Here is a 20182-nt window from a genome sequence, read left to right as displayed (position 1 = left end):
GTCAGGAACTCCGGACTTCAGGCAGCCTGTTGCACCTGCGGCCGCAGCCCCAGCAGGTGGCAGATCGCGTAAACGAGATCGGCGCGGTTCATGGTGTAGAAGTGGAACGTGGTGACACCGCGATCCAGAAGGTCGATGGCCTGTTCCGCGGCGACCGCGGCGGCGATGAGCTTGCGCGTCGCCGGATCGTGGTCGAGCCCGGCGAAGCGCTCGGCGAGCCAGGCCGGCACGGTGGCGCCCGCGCGGGTTGCGAAGTTGCGCGCCGCGCCGAAGTTCTGCACCGGCAGGATGCCCGGCACGATCGGAATATCGATGCCGCGGGCACGCACCCGGTCGAGATAACGGAAGTAGAGATCGTTCTCGAAGAAGAACTGCGTCATCGCCCGCGTCGCGCCGGCATCGACCTTACGCTTGAGCATGTCGATATCGGCTTCGACGGTCGGTGAATCGGGATGCCGCTCCGGATAGGCCGACACCGAAACTTCGATATCCGGGGCGATGCGCTTGATGCCGGCGACGAGATCGGCGGCGTTTTCATACCCGCCCGGATGCGGCGTGTACTTGTCGCCGGCGCCGGAGATCGGATCGCCGCGCAGCGCCACGATATGGCGCACGCCGGCGTCGTGATAGTTGCGAACGATGCTGTCGATCTCTTCGCGGGTCGCGGCGACGCAAGTCAGATGGGCAGCCGGCGTCAGCGCCGTTTCGGCCAGAATGCGCTTGACGGTCGCGTGGGTGCGCTCGCGCGTCGAGCCGCCCGCGCCGTAGGTGACCGAGACGAATTGCGGCGCCAGCGGCGCCAGCCGCGTGATCGATTCCCACAACGTCTTCTCCATCGCCTCGTCCTTGGGCGGGAAGAATTCGAATGAGACATCGATGCGGTTATGGCCGGGCGGCATGAACCGGCTGGGACGCAACGCACTGATCATCACGCGACCTCTCGTCTTGCGGGCTGCGCCATCAGCGCGCGCACATCGCGCGCGAGCCACAGCGAAACCGCGATCTTGCCTTCCGAGCCAGGCTCGGGCTTGAGGCTCCGTTGCAACACCGGCTCGAGGCCGGATTGCATCATCCACTGCGTCACCGTCTCCGGCGCGAAGCCGAGACGTCGATGCGCGAACTGCTCGCGCAGGAATTCCTGTTCATGCGGCGCGAAGTCGACGACCAGCAGCCGCCCACCGGGGCGGAGCACGCGCGCGGCTTCCTTGATGGCGCGGCCGCCGTCATCGAGGAAGTGCAGCACCTGGTGCAGAATGATGACGTCAAAGGAATCGTTGGCGATCGGCAGGTCGTAGAGATCGCCCTGACGCACGCTGCAATTCTTGAGGCCCGCGCGCTCGAGCCGGTCGCGCGCCAGCAGCAGCATGTCGAGCGACAGATCGAGGCCGAGGCCGCGCTCGATGTCAGGGCCGAACAGTTCAAGCATACGGCCGGTGCCGGTGCCGAGATCGAGCAGCGAGCGGAACGGCTTGTCGGCCAGCGCCTTGATGATCGCGGCTTCGACCGCTTCGTCGGCGACGTGCAGCTTGCGGATGCGATCCCAGTCGGCGGCGTGCTCGCGGAAATAGGCTTGCGCCGCGGCGGCGCGCGCGGTCCGCACCGACGTCAGGCGCTCGCGGTCGCGGGCGATGGTCTGGTCGCGCGGGTTGAGATGGTCGAGCAGGGCGCGCGCCACTTCGGCGGCGCCGCCATGTTCGGCGAGGCGGAAAAAGGCCCAGGTGCCTTCGCGGAAGCGTTCGATCAGCCCGGCTTCGACCAGCAGCTTGAGGTGCCGGGAGATGCGGGGCTGCGACTGGCGCAGGATATCGGTGAGATCGGTGACGGTCAGTTCGGCCTCGGCCAGCAGCGCCAGGACGCGCAGGCGCGTCTCCTCCCCCGCCGCTTTCAGAGTGGCGTTGAGCGCATCGAAACCCAGCTGGACGCGGTCCTCGGTCATCCGTCTCGGGCCTAAGGCCAAAAGGCGCCCGTATGGGCGCGGTCCCACCATATAAGGATATCTTTATACCTTTAACAAGGGGGTAGCAAGGGTGGTGCCCGCCTTCCCGGCCTGCCCTATGCTCGCTGCCGTTGCCGGACTTGTTCAGGCAATCCATGGTGAATGGCCCGGTAAAAGGCGTTCCGACGGCCTTCGCTACCTGCGCCTCTCATGGAGGCCTGAGCCAAGCCCGGGCAGGACGGAGATTGCCATGCCCCCATCATCCCCCGAATTTGGCCCCCGCGAGGGCGAGGTCGCCGTCGAGCTCCCGGCCAAATTCGATGCCGGGCTCTACTTCATCGGCCGCATCCACACGCCGTGGACTGAGCGCAAGCAGTGCCCGAAGAACGCCCGCGAATCCGACGCCGTCTGCACCGTCGAGGTCGATCCCAAGTGGGCACCGGCGCTGAAGGAGGTCGAGACCTGCACCCACCTCGTGCTGCTCTACTGGATGGACAAGTCGCCGCGAAACCTGGTCCGTCAGGTGCCGGGTCAATACGGCGTCCAGCGCGGCACCTTTGCCCTGCGCTCACCGGCGCGACCGAATCCGATCGCGATGAGCGTCGTCAAACTCTACGACGTCGATGCCAACCGTCTCACCGTCGTCGGTCTCGATTGTCTCGACGGCACGCCGCTTCTCGATATCAAACCTTATTTCGCTTCAACCGACAGCGCGCCGGATGCCGTTGTCGGCTGGCATCACCGCAAGTGACGACGCTGAAAAAAGGCACAATTTCAATTGGTTCCCTCACGCTCCAAAAATTGAGCGAATTGTGATTGGGAACATAGGCCCTACCCACGCCGTTCGATACACGGATGTCACGACACTTCGTGGTCGAGGGTAAGATGCTTAACAATCGCAACACCGCCATTTCGCTCGCTGCGCTGATCGCCGGCTTCGCCCTGACGGGCGCCGCGCAGGCGCAGTCGTTGCAAGGCCCGCAGCCGGAGCAGTCGCGCGTATATTATGCGCCGCCGATGCAGACCGCGCCGCAGCAGCAATATGCACCGCAGGGCTCCTATCAGGGTCATATGCAGAACGAAGACGGGCAGTACGACAGCCAGATCGGCAATGAAGACGCTCAGCTCGATCCGCGCCTGCAGCGCCAGGTGGTCGATTATCCGACCCGCGAGGCGCCGGGCACCGTGATTGTCGATACCCCGAACACGTTCCTTTATTATGTGCTCGGCAACGGCAAGGCCATGCGCTACGGCATCGGTGTCGGCCGCGAAGGCTTCACCTGGTCCGGCGTCAAGCAGGTCGCCCGCAAGGCCGAGTGGCCGGATTGGTATCCGCCGACCGAGATGATCGCGCGCCAGCCTTATCTGCCGCGCATGACCGCCGGCGGCCCCGGCAATCCGCTCGGCGCCCGCGCCATGTATATCGGCGGCACCGAATATCGCATTCACGGCACCAACGATCCGACCACCATCGGCAAGGACGTGTCGTCGGGCTGCATCCGTCTCACCAATGAAGACGTCATCGATCTCTATAGCCGCGTGTCGGTCGGCGCCAAGGTGATCGTGCTGCCGCAGACCACCGAGGCTCGCGCCAAGACCCGCGCGCCCGCTCAGTCGGTCATGCAAATCTCCGACGAAGCCGCGTCGTCTTACGCTTCGGCCGATCCGGTGCCCGCTGCACGCAACTGGGCCTCGATCCGCCCCCGCGGCCTCTACTAACGATTTCTACGGACTGAACCTCCAAAACTGCCCGGCAGACCTTCACGGTTTGGCCGGGCATTTTTTTGTGACCGCGTGCTATAGCAGGCCGGGAGTGAAGGTTCGCGGGAGTTCTCATGCGTATTGCAGCAATGGCGGCAGGTGCCGTCGGCGGATATTTCGGCGCGCGAATGGCGGCTGCCGGTCACGATGTCTTCTTTATTGCTCGTGGCAGCAATCTCGCCGCCATCAAGGCCAATGGCCTCAAGATCGAGAGCGTGCACGGCGATCTGCATCTGCCGAAGCCGAACGTCACCGACGATCCGCGCAGCGTCGGACCGGTCGATGTCGTGCTGTTTGCCGTCAAGCTGTGGGACACCGAAGCGGCCGCCGAACTCACCAGGCCGATGGTCGGGGACGGAACGCGCGTCATCACCTTGCAGAACGGCGTCGACAGCGTCGAGCGCATCGCCCCGATCCTCGGCGCCGACCGCACCGTCGGCGGCACTACCTATATCGCGACGACGATCGCGGCGCCCGGTGTCATCAAGCACACCAGCGCCTTCGCCAAAATGGTATTCGGCCGCGCCGACAGGAAGCCGGACGCCACGCTCGATCGCTTCGTCGCCGACGGCACCGCGGCCAAGCTCGACATCACGCTCGCCGCCGACATCGAGCGCGAGCGCTGGGAGAAGTTCATCTTCCTCACAGCGATGTCGGGCTCCACCGCGACCTTCCGCTCGTCGATCGGCCCGATCATCGCCGACGACGAATTGCGCGACTTCTTCCGGCAACTGATGGAGGAAGCCTTCGCCGTCGGCCGCGCCAAGGGCGTCACCCTCGATCACGCCTTCATCGACGAGCGCATGGCCGCGGTGCAGAGCAAGGTCGAGCCGGGCATGAAGGCGTCGATGGCGCATGACCTTGAGCGCGGCAACCGCCTGGAACTGGATTGGCTGGCCGGCAAGGTGCGGGCGCTGAGCCGCGAACTCGGCGTGCCTACCCCTGCGAGCGACACCGTCTATCGCGTTCTGAAGTTGCACCGCATGGGGCGGTGACGCCGTCGCGAACAGGGCCCCATCTGGCGCTCGCCTGCCCCGCTCTACAGCCAAAAAATCGCACGTTCGCGAGATTCCCCCTTTACCTCCACCGCCCCGGGTCCATAGGGTGCGGCGGCGCGCCGCGCGACAGCACGCCGCAGGGAGGGATTTCGACCTTGTTCGCTGAGCAATTGAAAAAACGCGACTTCTACGCAGGCGGCCTCATCGTGCTGCTCGGCGTCGCGGTCGCCCTCAACGCCTACAATAATTACAACCTCGGCAGCCTGACCCAGATGGGCCCGGGCATGTTTCCGATGATGCTGGGCATCGCGCTGACCTTCGTCGGCCTGCTGATCCTCGGCACCGCGCTCGTCACCGAGCACGATCCTGCCGAGACGATCCTTCCCGAGCAGCGCGAGTGGCGCGGCTGGGCCTGCATTCTCGCCGGCCCCCTGCTCTTCATCTTCCTGGGACAATATCTCGGCATGGCGGCCGGCACCTTCGGCTGCGTCTTCGTGTCGGCGCTCGGCGACCGCACCGCGACGGTCAAGAGCTCGGCGATCCTCGCCGCGATCGTCACCGTATTCGGCTGCCTGCTGTTCGCCTACGTGCTGAAGCTGGCCTTCCCAATCTTCAAGTGGGGCTACTAGATGATCTCAACCGCGCTCACGGATCTCTGGTACGGTTTCGGCGTCGCGCTCGAGCCCCACAATGTCATGTGGTGCTTCGTCGGCGTCCTAATCGGCAACATGGTCGGCGTGCTGCCGGGCATGGGCCCCCTGGCTACCATCTCGATCCTGTTGCCGCTGACCTTCGGCATCAAGCCGGTCGGCGCCATTCTGATGCTCGCCGGCGTGTTCTACGGCGCGCAGTACGGCGGCGCGATCTGTTCGATCCTGCTCAACCTGCCCTGCCATCCGCCGCATGCGGTGACCTGCCTCGACGGCTTCCCATTGACGAAACAGGGCCGCGGCGGTGCCGCGCTCGGCGTCACGGTGATCAGTTCGTTCGTCGGCGCGTCGTGGGGCATCACCGAGATGATCTTTCTGTCGCCGATCCTGGTGAAAGTGGCGCTGGAATTCGGCCCCGCGGAAATCTGCTCGCTGATGCTGCTCGGTCTGCTCGCCGGCTCGACACTGGCGCGCGGCTCGCCGCTCAAGGGCGTCGCCATGACGCTGCTCGGGCTGCTCATCGGCATCATCGGTTCCGATATCGACACCGGCTCGCCGCGCTTTACCTTCGGCATTCCCAATCTCTATGACGGCGTCGAGATCGTCGCGCTGGCGCTAGGCCTGTTCGGCATCGCCGAGTTCATGAAGAGCGTCAATCAGATCAACGTCGTCGAGACCAAATATACGAAGGTCCGGCTCTCCGATCTGAAGCCGACGCGCGACGAACTGCGCCGTTCGTGGCCGGCGATGTTCCGCGGCACCTTGGTCGGCAGTCTGTGTTCACTGATCCCGGGCACCGGACCGACCATCGCCTCGTTCATTGCCTACGCGACGGAAAAGAAGATCTCCAAGACGCCGGAGAAGTTCGGCACCGGCATGATCGAAGGCGTCGCCTCACCCGAAGCCGCGACGCACTCCTCGGTGCAGGGCGACTTCATCCCGACCATGAGCCTCGGCATTCCGGGCGACGCGGTGATGGCGCTGATTCTCGGCGCGCTGCTCATCCAGGGCATCATTCCCGGCCCGCAATTGATCCGCGAGCATCCGGATATCTTCTGGGGCCTCGTGGCGTCGTTCTGGATCGGCAATATCATGCTTGTGCTGCTCAACGTGCCGATGATCGGCATCTGGGTGAAGCTGCTGGCGATCCCGTACAAGTATCTCTATCCGAGCGCGCTGTTCTTCGCGTGCATCGGTGTCTACTCGGCGAACAACGACATGTTCCAGGTCGGCGAGACCGTGGTCATCGGCCTCGTCGGCTATATCCTGCTGCTGCTCGATTTCCATCCAGCGCCGATCCTGCTCGGCTTCGTGCTCGGGCCGCGCTTCGAGGAGAACTTCCGTCGCGCCATGCTGATCTCGCGCGGCGACATTCTGGTGTTCCTCAAGCATCCGATCAGCCTCGCCTTCATCTCGGTGTCGGTGCTGCTGATCGTGATGCAGGTCTATCTTCGTCTGCGCAAACCGAAGATGCTGGCGGATGAAAAGGCACTCGACGCCGCGATCGACAAGGTCGCGCCCGCCGAGCCCTGACAAAATGCGCGTGCCGGTCGCGCCGGCGCGCAATTAGCCGCAGGCGCTGGCGAAGGCCGGCTCCGCGGCTTACCATCGGCCAAGTTCCGAATCGTCAGGGAGCCGGCCGATGGGTGCGTTTTTAGACGCCATCTTCTACATCATCACCTCGCCGCTGCGGCTGTTCGGACGCTCGCACCGCTTCCGCCTGATCGTCGGCGCCGTCGTCATCATCGCGCTGTTCTTCGCCGCCACATTGTGGGCGCTCGATCGCTTCTTTCCCGCCAATGAGGCAAGCCGCGTCGCTGCCAAGCTCACGCCGCTGCCGCCCTTGCCGCCGATGTCGCGGCAATCTTACGTCATCGCGCCGGTGGCGGTCTCGATCGGCGCCATACAGAATGCCATCGAAGCGTCGACGCCGCGCAATTTCAGCCAGAGGTCGAACCAGAGCCTGTCCGGCGTACTGCAGAACGCCGATCTCGGCCTCAACATCAACCGCGGCAACATCGCGGTGAATGGCCGCGACAACGAATTGACCGTGATCACGCCGCTCACCGGCACGCTCCATGTCGCCGGCCAGCTCGGCGCCGTGGCCGGCAATATCGTCGGCGGCACCGCCGGCGGCATTGCCGGCGCGCTGGGCGGCCTGCTCGGCGGTTCGGGCCTCGGCAACGATCTCAACAAGGCAATCGGCGGCCTCGCGGGCAAGACGCTCGACCAGAACATCGAACTGCGCAGCCAGGTCGTCGTGCGCTCGCGCCCCAACTTCGCCGCCAACTGGCGGCTGCAGCCGAACCTGGCGGCGCAGGTGACGCTCGCCGACACCGCAGTGAACATTGCCGGCATCAAGATCAACATGGCGGGCGAAGCCAAGCCCCTCATCGAACAGCAGGTCAACCAGCAGGTCGCGGCGCTCGAAAGCCGTATCCGCAACGATCCGATGATCGAGCAAGCCGCGCGCGCGCAATGGACCAAGATGTGCCGCTCCATTCCGCTCGGCGGCGGCGATACCGGCCTGCCCGAGCTGTTTCTGGAGATGAAGCCGGTGCGCGCCGCCGCGGCGCAGCCGCAGATCGACGCCAGGAACATGACGCTAGCCATTGGCGTGATGGCCGAGACGCGCATCACGCCGCAGGCGACCAAACCCGCCTGCCCCTTCCCGCAAGCGCTCGAGCTCGTGCCGCCGATGGAAAACGGCAAGCTGGTCGTCGGCGTGCCGATCGACGTGCCGTTCAAGGATCTCAACAAGCTGATCGACGCCCAGCTCAAGGGCAAGCGTTTCCCCGACGACAAGAACGCGCCGGTCGAGGTCGAGGTGCTGAAAGCCAGCCTCGCCGCGTCCGACGATCGCCTGTTGATCTCGCTGCGCGTCAAGGCGCACGAGCGCAAGAGCTGGTTCGGTTTCGGCGCGCAGGCCGATGTCGCGATCTGGGGGCGCCCGAAGCTCGATCCGCAGACGCAGGTGCTGCGGCTGACCGACGTGTCGCTGGCGGTGGAGTCGGAAGCCGCCTTCGGTCTGCTAGGCACTACCGCGCGCGCGGCGATGCCTTATCTGACCCAGGCGATCGCCGACAACGCGGTCATCGACCTGACGCCGTTCCTCGACGACGCCAAGAAAAAAATCGGCGCCGCCATGGCCGACTTCCGCCAGGCCGGCAATGGCGTAACCGTCGAGACAGCGGTCAACACACTGCGGCTCAACGGCATCGCCTTCGACTCTAACGTGCTCCGGGTCATCGCCGAGGCCGAAGGCACGGCGAAGGTTTCGGTGACGCAATTGCCGAGGTTGTGAGAGCGCACACTGTCTTTTGTGCCGAGCGCGAGAAGAGCGTCAAACACCGGCCGCAGCAGTGCAGCGCAACCTCGTCAATGATTCGAACCCGCAATGGCGGAGCTTTTTGTTTATTTGATCGGCGGCCTGAATATGCTCTACAAACCTCCGCGGATGGGGTTACGGAGGGCTAAATCCATGATTCGTAAGGTTGGCGTTTTGACTGTCTTGACGTTGCTCGCTTTGGTGCCAGTGCGGCAGGCGGCAGCGCAGAGCAATACCCTCGGCGGTGCGATCATCGGCGGCGGTGTCGGGGCGGTGATCGGCGGGGCTGCGACCGGTAAGGCAGGCGGCGCTGTCGCCGGCGGCATCATCGGCGCCGCTGCCGGCGCCGCGATTGGTTCGCAGATGGAGCCCCGCGGCCGTTACTACTGGTACGAGGGCCGCTGCTGGCGCAAGCATCGTGATGGCAGTTATCACCGCGTGTCGCGGGACTACTGCTACTGAACAGCGGAGCGCCGGGAAGAGGCGTCAGCGCGCCTCGTCCGTCCTGACATGCACGACGGCGATGCCGTCGGCATAGGCGCGGGTCCAGCCCGGCGTGCGATCGAGCAGGCCGATCGCCGGTGTGCCGGGCGCCAGCATTGTAACGTCGATCTTGCGGTCGTTGAGCAACCGCTCGAACACCGCGACGTCCTTGAGATTCACCGCCGCGTCGTAGTGCAGGAAGAAGTCGGCGCCGTAGAGTTCGGTGCGGCCATCGATATACGGCCGGACGCCCTGCGCGATCAGATAGCCGCCGAAATCGTATGAATTGAGCAGATGCGTCTTGCCCGACGCCTTCACCGCCGCGGTCGCCGCCGTCGGCGTCACCAACGCGCGCGGCTCGTAGCGCAGCAGCGGCGGCAGCACCAGGGTCGCGAGCAACGCCACCACGCCAAACCCCGCCAGCAGCGGCAACGCGAAGCCTTTGGCTTCGCTATCGCGGCTACCGAATTGCGCCGCCAGCGGCCCGGCGGCGAACAACGGCGCAATCAGTCCGAGCATCTCGCCATTGCGCGACTGGCTGAGCGCCATGTGCACGAGCCCGAGCACGACGAGGATACGCACCGGCGGCAGTGTCACGCGGCGATAGAGCATGAAGCCGATGGCGCCGAGCAGCACCAGTTCAAGGCTGCCGAATTTTGTGAAGCTCTCGGGCTGCCATTCGCCGATCAACGCCAGCGCCGGGCCGAGGCCGAGAATGCGCCGCGTCACCAGGATCGATTCCGGCCCGTAAGGCGTCACGCAGGCAGCGGCCAGCGCCGCGATGCCGAACAGCGCCCAGCGCAGCGCGACGCGCAGCCGATCCGGCGCCGGCGCATTGATCAGGGCCTCGAGCGCGACAGGGGCGATGAGAAAGATGCCGAAGGTAAAACCGCCATGCAGGTTGGCCCACAGCGCGATCAGCGGCAGCAGCCAGTATGACGGCACGCGCTCGTCGTCGGCGGCGCGCACCAGGCCGGCCGCCCACATCACCATCACCGGCAGAGCGAGCGCATGCGGCCGCGCCAGCATATGCGGCGCCGCCAGCACGAAGCCGGCCATCACCATGACCAGCGCCGGCAGCGGCGCGAGCCGCTGCATCAGATAATAAGTCAGCAGCCCGAACGCGCCGGCGATGGCGAAGGCGCTCGCTGCAACCACGCCGCTCCAGCCGAACACGTGATAGAGCCCGGCGAATACAACTTGCGCCAGCCACTGGCTGGAGATCCATGGCTCGCCGGCGAAGGTCCAGGAATAGACATCGACATGCGGCACGGCGCGATGGGCGATCATCCAGTCGCCGACCGCGATCTGCCAATAGGTGTCGGCGTCGTTCAGAAGCTGCGTGCCCAGCGTCAGCAGCAGCCCGTAGAGCAGAATCGTCACCACCATCGGCCAGGCGATGGCGGCCGGCACGCGCGCCGAAATCGGCGCGGCACTCTGGGCGTCGGCGGCTGGATAGACCACGGCAAATTCCTCGGGACCGGCGCGCCTGAGGCGGCCGCCGGACCGCGCCATTCTGGCCGTCAAGGCATAACCGTCCGTAAACATGGTTTCCTGCGCTGTGCCAAAGGCATAGCTCGAGCTGGAACCCCGGTGGCCGGAGCAAGTTGTCGGGAGCCGGTCTGGGGCGATCCGGCTATGTTCGGGGGATCGCCGTGCTGCGCCGTATATTGATTGTCGTTCTTGCTATCGTCGTCCTTGCCGGCGGCGGTTTTTTGGCGTGGGCCTGGCACGATGAGTTGCCGGCCGAACCGCGTCGCGACGCCTCGGCCTACGATCCGGCGGTCGTCGCCAAGGGCGCCAGCCTCGCCGCCATCGGCTCCTGCGCCGTCTGCCACCTCGCCAAGAATTCGCCCTCTTTTGCCGGCGGCTATCCGGTCGAGACGCCCTTCGGCGTCATCTACGGCAGCAACATCACGCCCGACCGCGACACCGGCATCGGCACCTGGTCGCCGGCTGCGTTCCGCCGCGCCATGCACGACGGCGTTGATCGCGAAGGCCATCATCTCTATCCGGCGTTTCCCTACGATCACTTCACCGGCGCGACCGATACCGATCTCGACGCGGTCTATGCCTACCTGATGACGCGCGAGCCGGTGCGTCACGACGTGCCGGCGCCGCAGCTCACCTTCCCGCTCAATATCCGCCTCGCGGCTGCGGCCTGGAAACTCCTGTTCCTCCGACACGGCGAATTCGTGCCCGACAAGAGCCAGAGTCCGGAATGGCAACGCGGTGCCTATCTCGCCGAGACCTTCGGTCATTGCAGCGCCTGCCATAGCCCGCGCAACGCGCTCGGCGCCGAAAAGCGCGACGAGAAATACGCCGGCGGCATCGCCGAAGGCTGGATCGGCCCGGCGCTCAACGCCGCCTCGCCCGCTCCGGCGCCATGGACAGCGGAATCGGCGTTCAATTATCTGCGCCGCGGCTTCGATCGCGCCCACGGGCACGTCGCCGGCCCGATGCAGGAAGTTGTCGAGCATCTGCGACAGGCCAACGAAGGCGACGTCCGCGCCATGGCGACCTATATCGCTTCGCTCAACGGCGTCGCCGCGCCGGATGCCGCCGCCAAAGCCGAGCAGGCGGTTAAGAACGCAACGTCGCGCCAATGGCCGATACCCGGGAGGGAGACCACCGGCAGCGGCGGCAGCAGCACGACCGGGCTCGACGGCGCCGCAATCTTCGCCGGCGCCTGCGCCACCTGCCATCACGACGGCGGCCGGTTGCCGATCTCGCGGCCGGTGGCATTGGGCCTGAGCTCGGCGGTGAACGGCGCGGACCCGCGCAACCTGCTGCAGATCGTGCTGGGTGGCATTCATCCGGCGCCGAACGAACGCGGCGCCATCATGCCGGCCTTCAGCGGCACGCTGACCGACCCGCAGATCGTGGCGCTGGCCGACTATGTACGCGAGCACTTCAGCGGCAAGCCGAAGTGGAACGATACGGGGACGGCGCTCGAGGCGATCCGCCGCGGCAAGAACTCGTAACGAGACCTCCTGAAGGGAGCGCTGACCATGACCATCGTTCTGACCATCAATTCGGAGCGTCACCAGATCGACGCCGATCCGTCGACGCCGCTGCTCTATGTGCTGCGCGACAACCTCAAGCTCAACGCCGCCAAGTTCGGCTGCGGCCTCGGCCAATGCGGCGCCTGCACCGTGCTGGTCGATCGCGAGCCGGTGTTCTCCTGCCTGACGCCGATCTCGGTGCTCGACGGCCGCCGGGTGCGCACGCTCGAAGGCCTTGGCATTGCCGACAAGCCGTCGCCGCTGCAGGCGGCCTTCATCAAGGAGCAGGCGGCGCAGTGCGGCTACTGCATTCCCGGCATGATCATGCGCGCGCAGGCGCTGCTCGAGAAGAATGCGAGCCCGACCCAGGCGGAGATCCGCGATCACATGCAGACCAATCTGTGCCGCTGCGGCACGCAGATGCGCATCCTCCGCGCCATCGACCGCGCCGCCAAGGATATGAAGACAGCCGATGCCGGCACAACGACGGGAGCGGCACGATGACCAAGCCCTTCATTCCCCCTCTGTCGCGGCGCGCGCTGCTTGCCGGCGGCGGCGCCGTCATCGTCTCCTTCGCACTGATGCGCCACGGCCTGGCGCAGGAAGCGCCCGCGGGGCCGAAGCTGCCGGGCGACCTGTCGAAGACTCCGATGCTGGACGCCTGGATCGGCATCGACGCGCAGGGCAAGATCACGGTCTTCACCGGCAAGGCCGAGCTCGGCCAGGGCGTGAAGACCGCGTTCATCCAGTGCGCCGCCGAGGAGCTGGCGGTGCAGCCGTCGGCGATCAATCTGATCACCGCCGACACCGGCCGCACGCCCGACGAGGGTTACACCGCCGGCAGCCACTCGATGCAGGACTCCGGCACCGCCATTCGTAACGCCGCGGCTCAGGTTCGCGACATCATGCTGTCGCTCGCCGCGGCCAAACTCTCAATCGATGCCGGCACACTCGATGCGCGCGACGGCAAAGTCTCGGCCAAGGACGGCCGCAGCCTCGGCTATGGCGAACTCGCCAGCGGCCAGGCGCTGCATGTGGCGGCGCAGCCGACATCACGTCTGACGCCGCCCGACAAACTCAAGGTCATCGGCAGCAACCTGCCGCGCGTCGATATCCCCGGCAAGGTCACGGGCGCGCCGATGTATGTGCAGGACATGCGACCCGACGGCATGCTGCATGCGCGCGTGCTGCGGCCGGCGAATTACGGCGCCCGCCTTGCTTCGCTCAGCGCGGACGCGGCGCGCGGCATGCCCGGCGTCGTCAACATCGTGCAGGACGGCAGCTTCGTCGCGGTCGTGGCGCGCGGCGAGTTCGAAGCCATCAACGCGCTCAACGTGCTGTCGCAGAATGCGCAATGGAGCGACGGCCCGCAACTGCCCGAGCAGGCGAAAATCTATTCGACGCTCACCGCTCTGCCGTCACAGGACAAGACGATCCTCGACAAGGGCGATCCGGCGCAGCCGGGCGTGAAGCGACTGAAGGCAACCTATCTGCGTCCCTATCAGTCGCACGGTTCGATCGGGCCATCCTGCGCGCTGGCGATCTGGCAAGACGATATGATGACGGTATGGACGCATTCGCAGGGAGTCTATCCGCTGCGCAACGCGATCGCGAAAATGCTGTCGCTGCCGTCCGACAAGGTACGCTGCATTCATGCCGAAGGCTCCGGCTGCTACGGCCACAACGCCGCCGACGATGTCGCCGGCGATGCGGCGCTGATCGCGCGCGCCATGCCTGGCACGCCGATCCGCGTGCAGTGGATGCGCGAGGACGAGCACGGCTGGGAGCCGTTCGGCCCGGCGATGCAGACCCAGGTCGAAGCCTCGATCGACGGCCAGGGCAAGCTGCTCGCCTGGCAGTACGACGTCTGGAGCAACACGCATTCGATGCGGCCCGGCGGTCCCGGCAATCTGCTCGCCGCGCAGTACCTGGCGCAGCCGTTCCAGCCCGATCCGCCGATGCCGATCCCGCAGCCGGAAGGCGGCGGCGATCGCAACGCCATTCCGCTCTATGCCATCCCAAATGCCCGCGTCGTCAGCCGTTTCATTCCGCAAATGCCGATCCGCGTCTCGGCGCTGCGCGGGCTCGGCGCCTATCACAACATCTTCACGACCGAGAGCTTCATGGACGAGATGGCCGACGCCGCTGGCGCCGACCCGGTCGCATTCCGCCTCGCGCATCTCGAAGACGAGCGCGCCCGCGCGGTAGTGTCACGCGCCGCCGACGCGTTCGGCTGGACCAAGGACAAGCCGGCCGCCGGCTGGGGCCGCGGCTTCGCCTTCGCGCGCTACAAGAACCTCGCGGCTTATTGCGCCATCGCGCTTGAATTGCGCGCCGATCGCACCACCGGCAACATAGAGCTCGGCCGCGTCGTCGCCGCCGTGGACAGCGGCCAGGCGGTCAATCCGGACGGTATCCGCAACCAGATCGAAGGCGCCATCGTGCAGTCGTCGAGCTGGACCATCCTCGAGGAAGTGACGTTCGACCGCACCAGCATCACCAGCCGCGACTGGTCGAGTTATCCGATCCTGCGTTTCCCGTCGCTGCCGCAATCGGTCGAGGTGCACATCGTCAACCGGCCGAATGCGCCGTTCCTCGGGACCGGCGAGGCCGCGCAGGGCCCCATGTCGGCTGCCATCGGCAACGCCTTCGCTCGCGCCACCGGAACGCGGATCCGGCAATTGCCGCTGTCGCCGCAGCGCGTCCGCGCCACGCTGGCGACGTAAGTGACGGCAAAAAAAGACTGCCGCGGTGCTGGGGCAACACCGCGGCAGTTCTACGCGTGGCTTACAGGACTACTCGGGCAGCCGCTTAGGCCTGATAATCGACGATCAGGGACTGCAACTGGGACGCCAAGGAATCGCCACTCGCACCGTAGCTCGAGGACTTGCTGTTGTTGTCCTTGAGCGTTTGCAGGAAATCCGACAGCATTTTCGAAATGTCGTCGCTCGATGAGCTCGATGACGAAGAAGTGCTGCCGCTCGCATCGGCCGCGCCGCCGGGAGGCGGGCCCGGGGGCGGACCGCCGGCGCCGCCGGGGCCTTTCTTGAACGCGCTGGCGAACACATTCTTCAATTCATCGGCCTGATCGCTGGTCAGCTTGCCGCTGGAAACCTCGCCGTCGATCAGGTCGCTGATCTTCGACTGCATCTCGTCCGGCGATGGCCGCGCCGAGCCGGCGCTCGGCTTGTTGGCCTTCATCGCCTGATCGATATCGTCGAGCGCGCTGCTCAAGGCCGACTGATCGGCTGAGTTGACGGTCCCGGCCGAGACTTCCGACGCCAGTTCGTCCTTCAGCCGCGCCAGCGGCGAGTACGATTGGGATGCGGTCGCGGATGCAATCGCACTCATGATTTGATCCTCGCGTTTTTGCTGGCGCGGATGCGCCGCTTCGTCGACACCGATGGTCGCCGTCCGCGGTTAATGGGAACTTTCCCGGGAAAAGCGGTATTGTTTCGCTCTGTGTCGGCAGCGCTTCCAGAAACACTCAGAAACAAATTTCTTCGCGTTTTCTGGCACAATCAGCCGAACCCGATTCGTCGATGAGCAAATCTCCGCACATTCTTGTTGTCGAGGACGACCGCGATATCAGCGCCCTGGTATCGCGGTATCTGCGCGCCAATGAGTGCCGCGTCACCGCGCTGCCGGACGGACGCGACCTCGATCGCGCCACCGCCGATCACCGCATCGACCTGATCGTGCTCGATCTCATGCTTCCCGGCGAAGATGGTCTTGCGGTGTGCAAGCGGGTCCGCCGGCATTCGCAGGTGCCGATCATCATGCTGACCGCGCGGGGCGACGACGTCGATCGCATCCTCGGCCTTGAGCTCGGCGCCGACGATTACCTGACCAAGCCGTTCAATCCGCGCGAGCTCCTGGCTCGCATCCGCGCGGTGCTGCGCCGTGCGGCGTCCGGGGCGCCGGCGAGCGACGGCATCGTGCTCGGCTTTCTCGGCTGGCGCCTCAACCGTGTCCGGCGCGAACTGCACAATGCCGACGGCGCGCGGGTGGTCCTCACCGACGCCGAGTTCTCGCTGCTGCAGGCCTTGTGCGAACGACCGGGCCGCGTGCTGTCGCGCGATCAGTTGCTCGACGTGACCCAGGGCCGCATGGCCGGCGAGTTCGAACGTTCGATCGACATTTTGATCAGTCGGCTGCGGCGCAAGATCGAGGCCGATCCGCGCAATCCGTCGATCATCAAGACCGTCCGCTCCGGCGGCTATCTGTTCACACCGGCCGTGGCGCCGGCATGAGCTTCGTGCGCAGCCTCTTCCTCGACCGCATCGGCGGGCAGATCGCGATCCTTATTCTGCTGTCGCTGCTGGCAATCCACGGCGTCATTACCGTGAGCCTCTACGTCGGCCGGCACGGCGAGCGCTTTGAGCCGCCGCGCGACAGCCCTGCCGAACTGGCCGCCGTGGTGAAGACGATCGCCGCCGAGCCCGAAGCCGGTAGGCCGGCGGCCATCGCCCGCGCCGCCGCGGTCTTTCCCGACCTGCATCTGACGCCGGCCGCGCCATTGCCGGCAACCGACCTAGCGATGACGAACGACCGCCGCCTCGGCTTCCTCGCCCATCGCCTGGGGCCCGCCTTCAGGCTCGGGCCGCTGCCCGGCCCGGATGACCAGGGCGAGCGCATCGTCGTGGTGTTTCCCGATGGCGATGCGGTTGCCGCGACGCTGCCGGCGATGCCGGAGCCGCCGACCATCGCGGGGCCGATCGCGATGACGGCGCTGTTCGTGATTATCAGCGTCACCTTGCTCGGGCTGTGGGCAGCCCGCAGCCTGCGCAGCCCGCTGTCGGCCTTCGCACAGGCGGCCGAGAACTTCAGTCTCGACGACAAGGACGCGACGCTGCCGGAGCGCGGACCGCAGGAGGTCCGCGCCGTCGCCCGCGCGCTCAACCGCATGCGCGACCGCATTCGCACGCTGGTCGACGACCGCACGCGCCTGTTCGCTGCGATGAGCCACGACCTGCGCACGCCGATCACGCGGCTGCGCCTGCGCAGCGAGTTCATCGCCGATGCCGAATTGCGCGGACAGATGCTGCACGATCTCGACCAGATGAAAGCGATGACCGAGAGCGTGCTGTCGTTCCTCCGCGACGGCCAGTCGCGCGAGCCGATGGAGCCCGTCGATCTCGCCTGCTCTTTGCAGACGGTCTGCGATCAATTCGCCGACATGGGCCACGCCGTGAGCTACGAGGGCCCGGCACATCTGTCGGCCGTCGCTCGCGCCAGCGAAATGCAGCGCGCCGTGATCAACCTGGTCGATAACGCCGTGCGCCACGGCACCCGCACCGTGATCCGGCTTACCGGCGACGGCGCGGCCGTGCGCATCGAGGTGGCGGACGACGGCCCGGGCATCCCGGATGCCAGCAAAATGGCGATGCTGGAACCCTTCGCCCGCGGCGACGAGGCCCGCAACCTCGACGGCTGGGCCGGTTTCGGCCTCGGGCTTGCCATCGCGCGGGCCATTGCCGAGGCCCATGACGGCGCCCTGTCCCTGCACGACGGCGCTGCCGGCGGCCTGATCGCCCACATAACCCTGCCGGTACGGCCCGCGACGGCGCATTGACACCCAAGCCGGCGAGCCTAGATTAGCCCCATTCCGAGGGGTGCCTGGCAGACGTCCGGGCTGAGAGAGTCCCTTTGAACCTGATCCGGGTCATGCCGGCGAAGGGACAGGACAAGTCGATGCAACCATCGCAATTTTCGGCGTCGCAGTTTCTCGCACGGCTGATCGGACCGGTGCAGCTGGTGCTGGGGATCGGCGTGCTGGCCAATCGCGAGATCTACAAGGAAGTCACGCGCCAGCTCATGGCCAACGCCGCGCTGGTGTCGATCTCCGGCGTGCTGGCGCTGGTGACCGGGCTCGCCATTCTCAACGCGCATTCGCGCTGGAGCGCCGACTGGCGCAGCCTGATCACCTTCCTCGGCTGGTTCCTGTCGACGGTCGGTGTGTTCCGCATCTTCGCGCCGGACCTCGTTCGCTTTCTGAGCGTTCCCTCCAATAACACCGCGATCACCATCGCCGGCGTCCTGCTGCTCGTCTCGGGCGGCACCCTCACCTACCAGGGCTATGCGGCCGAGCCGCAACGCCTGCGCAAGGAGATTTGAAATGAATAAGCCCGTCGCCCCCGCCGATCTCGCCACGCCGAAGGTCACCACCGGGCCGCTGCCCGCCTCGCGCAAGGTGTATTCGTCGCCGGAGTCGGCGCCCGACCTGCGCGTGCCGATCCGCGAGATCATCCTGTCGCCGGAAGCCAAGGAGCCTAACCTCCCGGTCTACGACACAACGGGCCCCTACACCGACAACGACGTCGCCATCGACGTCGAGCGCGGCCTCAAGCGCACGCGCATCGAATGGGTCAAGGAGCGCGGCGGCGTCGAGGAATACGAAGGCCGCCCGATCAAGCCGGTGGACAACGGCAACGTCACCGGCAAGCACCTCGCCCGCAACTTCCCCAACACGCCGAAGCCGTGGCGCGCCGTCGGCGATGCGCCGGTCACGCAGTATGAATTCGCCAAGGCCGGCATCATCACCAAGGAAATGATCTACGTCGCCGAGCGCGAAAACCTCGGCCGCAAGAAGATGCTCGACCGCGCCCAGGCCGCGATCGCCGATGGCGAACAGTTCGGCGGCGCGCTGCCGGCCTTCATCACCCCGGAATTCGTGCGCGACGAGATCGCACGCGGCAGAGCGATCATCCCGTCCAACATCAACCACGCCGAACTCGAGCCGATGATCATCGGCCGCAACTTCCTGGTGAAGATCAACGCCAATATCGGCAACTCGGCCGTCACCTCCTCGGTCGAAGAGGAAGTCGAGAAGATGGTATGGGCGATCCGCTGGGGCGCCGACACGGTGATGGACCTGTCGACCGGCCGCAACATCCACAACACCCGCGAATGGATCCTGCGCAACTCGCCGGTGCCGATCGGCACCGTGCCGATCTACCAGGCGCTGGAAAAGGTCGATGGCGACCCGACCAAGCTCGACTGGGAAGTCTACAAGGACACGCTGATCGAGCAGTGCGAACAGGGCGTCGACTACTTCACCATCCACGCCGGCGTACGGCTGGCTTACGTGCCGCTGACCGCGTACCGCGTCACCGGCATCGTCTCGCGCGGCGGCTCGATCATGGCGAAGTGGTGCCTGTCGCGGCACAAGGAGAGCTTCCTCTACGAGCGCTTCGAGGAAATCTGCGACATCATGCGCAAGTATGACGTGTCGTTCTCGCTCGGCGACGGCCTGCGCCCCGGCTCGATTGCCGACGCCAACGACCGCGCGCAATTCGCCGAACTCGAGACGCTCGGCGAACTCACGCAAGTGGCGTGGCAGAAGGGTTGCCAGGTCATGATCGAAGGCCCCGGCCACGTGCCGATGCACAAGATCAAGATCAACATGGACAAGCAGCTGAAGGAATGCGGCGAGGCGCCGTTCTACACGCTCGGGCCGCTCACCACCGACATCGCGCCGGGCTACGACCACATCACGTCGGGGATCGGCGCCGCCATGATCGGCTGGTTCGGCTGCGCCATGCTCTGCTACGTGACGCCGAAGGAGCATCTCGGCCTGCCCGACCGCGACGACGTCAAGGAAGGCGTCATCACCTACAAGATCGCGGCGCACGCCGCCGATCTCGCCAAGGGCCACCCGGCGGCGCAATTGCGCGACGACGCGCTATCGCGCGCGCGCTTCGACTTCCGCTGGGAGGACCAGTTCAACCTCGGTCTCGATCCCGACACCGCGCGCGCCTATCACGACGAGACGCTGCCGAAGGAAGCGCACAAGGTGGCGCATTTCTGCTCGATGTGCGGGCCGAAGTTCTGCTCGATGAAGATCACGCAGGACGTGCGCGACTACGCGGCGAGCCTGGGCGACAACGAGAAGGCGGCGCTGGGCCTGGATGTGGCTCAGGCCGGCATGAAGGAGATGTCGGACAAGTTCAACGCCATGGGCAGCCAGGTCTACATCGACGCCGACAAGGTCGAGACGCCGAAAGCCACGGCCTCGTCAT

General features: G+C 66.0%; 17 protein-coding genes, 1 pseudogene and 1 riboswitch. Of the genes and pseudogenes, 14 read left to right on the top strand and 4 right to left on the bottom strand.

Annotated features, from left to right (window positions below):
• Window positions 1-17 precede the first annotated feature (17 nt).
• A complete protein-coding gene (metF, locus tag ASD45_RS02820) occupies window positions 18-929 on the bottom strand; it encodes a methylenetetrahydrofolate reductase [NAD(P)H] (protein WP_056910093.1) in 912 nt (303 codons plus the stop codon).
• Window positions 929-1936 (bottom strand): metalloregulator ArsR/SmtB family transcription factor, encoded by a 1008-nt coding sequence (locus ASD45_RS02815; protein ID WP_056910092.1) that lies wholly within the window; start codon window positions 1934-1936, stop codon window positions 929-931. The genes metF and ASD45_RS02815 overlap by 1 nt, the downstream gene beginning before the upstream one ends.
• Before the next feature lie 250 nt (window positions 1937-2186).
• Here ASD45_RS02815 and tsaA point away from each other — a divergent pair, with 250 nt between their 5' ends.
• The 7 genes from tsaA (at window position 2187) to ASD45_RS02780 (ending at window position 9135) form a co-directional block, all read left to right on the top strand.
• Window positions 2187-2687 (top strand): tRNA (N6-threonylcarbamoyladenosine(37)-N6)-methyltransferase TrmO, encoded by a 501-nt coding sequence (tsaA, locus tag ASD45_RS02810; protein ID WP_056910091.1) that lies wholly within the window; start codon window positions 2187-2189, stop codon window positions 2685-2687.
• Window positions 2688-2821: 134 nt separating this feature from the next.
• Window positions 2822-3655: a L,D-transpeptidase gene (locus tag ASD45_RS02805; protein WP_082540915.1), complete on the top strand. Its 834-nt coding sequence runs from the start codon at window positions 2822-2824 to the stop codon at window positions 3653-3655.
• Between the two features lie 116 nt (window positions 3656-3771).
• The gene (locus tag ASD45_RS02800) at window positions 3772-4692 is read left to right on the top strand and encodes a 2-dehydropantoate 2-reductase (RefSeq protein ID WP_056910090.1); all 921 of its coding nucleotides are present in this window, start codon (window positions 3772-3774) and stop codon (window positions 4690-4692) included.
• A gap of 158 nt (window positions 4693-4850) precedes the next feature.
• On the top strand, window positions 4851-5324 hold the full coding sequence (locus ASD45_RS02795; protein WP_082540607.1) for a tripartite tricarboxylate transporter TctB family protein: 474 nt from the start codon (window positions 4851-4853) through the stop codon (window positions 5322-5324).
• On the top strand, window positions 5325-6878 hold the full coding sequence (locus ASD45_RS02790) for a tripartite tricarboxylate transporter permease (protein WP_056910089.1): 1554 nt from the start codon (window positions 5325-5327) through the stop codon (window positions 6876-6878).
• Window positions 6879-6987: 109 nt separating this feature from the next.
• Window positions 6988-8649: a DUF4403 family protein gene (locus ASD45_RS02785; protein WP_082540606.1), complete on the top strand. Its 1662-nt coding sequence runs from the start codon at window positions 6988-6990 to the stop codon at window positions 8647-8649.
• 177 nt (window positions 8650-8826) lie between these two features.
• Window positions 8827-9135: a glycine zipper domain-containing protein gene (locus ASD45_RS02780; RefSeq protein WP_056910088.1), complete on the top strand. Its 309-nt coding sequence runs from the start codon at window positions 8827-8829 to the stop codon at window positions 9133-9135.
• A 24-nt stretch (window positions 9136-9159) separates the two neighbouring features.
• Here the strand turns inward: ASD45_RS02780 and ASD45_RS02775 are convergent, their stop codons facing one another.
• Window positions 9160-10683: a hypothetical protein gene (locus ASD45_RS02775; RefSeq protein ID WP_244485180.1), complete on the bottom strand. Its 1524-nt coding sequence runs from the start codon at window positions 10681-10683 to the stop codon at window positions 9160-9162.
• Between the two features lie 128 nt (window positions 10684-10811).
• Between ASD45_RS02775 and ASD45_RS02770 the strand changes: the two genes are divergently transcribed.
• Genes ASD45_RS02770 through ASD45_RS02760 form a run of 3 tightly spaced genes read left to right on the top strand, consistent with a single transcriptional unit; the run spans window position 10812 to window position 14887 of the window.
• On the top strand, window positions 10812-12140 hold the full coding sequence (locus tag ASD45_RS02770) for a cytochrome c (protein ID WP_156380688.1): 1329 nt from the start codon (window positions 10812-10814) through the stop codon (window positions 12138-12140).
• 27 nt (window positions 12141-12167) lie between these two features.
• On the top strand, window positions 12168-12665 hold the full coding sequence (locus ASD45_RS02765; RefSeq protein ID WP_056910086.1) for a (2Fe-2S)-binding protein: 498 nt from the start codon (window positions 12168-12170) through the stop codon (window positions 12663-12665).
• Window positions 12662-14887 carry a molybdopterin cofactor-binding domain-containing protein gene (locus ASD45_RS02760; RefSeq protein ID WP_056910085.1) on the top strand — a complete coding sequence of 742 codons (2226 nt, stop codon included), beginning with the start codon at window positions 12662-12664 and terminating at the stop codon, window positions 14885-14887. Before ASD45_RS02765 ends, ASD45_RS02760 begins: the two co-directional genes overlap by 4 nt.
• An 85-nt stretch (window positions 14888-14972) precedes the next feature.
• Here the strand turns inward: ASD45_RS02760 and ASD45_RS02755 are convergent, their stop codons facing one another.
• Window positions 14973-15512: a hypothetical protein gene (locus ASD45_RS02755; RefSeq protein ID WP_056910084.1), complete on the bottom strand. Its 540-nt coding sequence runs from the start codon at window positions 15510-15512 to the stop codon at window positions 14973-14975.
• A 191-nt stretch (window positions 15513-15703) separates the two neighbouring features.
• On the opposite strand from ASD45_RS02755, the gene ASD45_RS02750 reads away from it, so the two are divergent.
• The 4 genes and pseudogenes from ASD45_RS02750 to thiC form a co-directional block, all read left to right on the top strand.
• Window positions 15704-16414 carry a response regulator gene (locus ASD45_RS02750; RefSeq protein ID WP_056910083.1) on the top strand — a complete coding sequence of 237 codons (711 nt, stop codon included), beginning with the start codon at window positions 15704-15706 and terminating at the stop codon, window positions 16412-16414.
• The gene (locus ASD45_RS02745; protein WP_056910082.1) at window positions 16411-17736 is read left to right on the top strand and encodes an ATP-binding protein; all 1326 of its coding nucleotides are present in this window, start codon (window positions 16411-16413) and stop codon (window positions 17734-17736) included. Before ASD45_RS02750 ends, ASD45_RS02745 begins: the two co-directional genes overlap by 4 nt.
• Before the next feature lie 26 nt (window positions 17737-17762).
• Window positions 17763-17861, top strand: a riboswitch (TPP riboswitch).
• Window positions 17856-18278, top strand: coding sequence for a hypothetical protein (locus ASD45_RS23300; RefSeq protein WP_156380687.1), 423 nt, complete (start codon window positions 17856-17858; stop codon window positions 18276-18278). (Overlaps the previous riboswitch by 6 nt.)
• 1 nt (window position 18279) lies before the next feature.
• Window positions 18280-20169, top strand: a pseudogene (thiC, locus tag ASD45_RS02735) (phosphomethylpyrimidine synthase ThiC); the annotation flags it as partial.
• Window positions 20170-20182: the final 13 nt, after the last annotated feature.

It is taken from the genome of Pseudolabrys sp. Root1462 (assembly GCF_001426945.1).
GTDB lineage: Bacteria > Pseudomonadota > Alphaproteobacteria > Rhizobiales > Xanthobacteraceae > Pseudolabrys.
The sequence above is the reverse complement of the archived record's forward strand: the minus strand, read 5'-3'. Positions and strand labels throughout refer to the sequence as shown.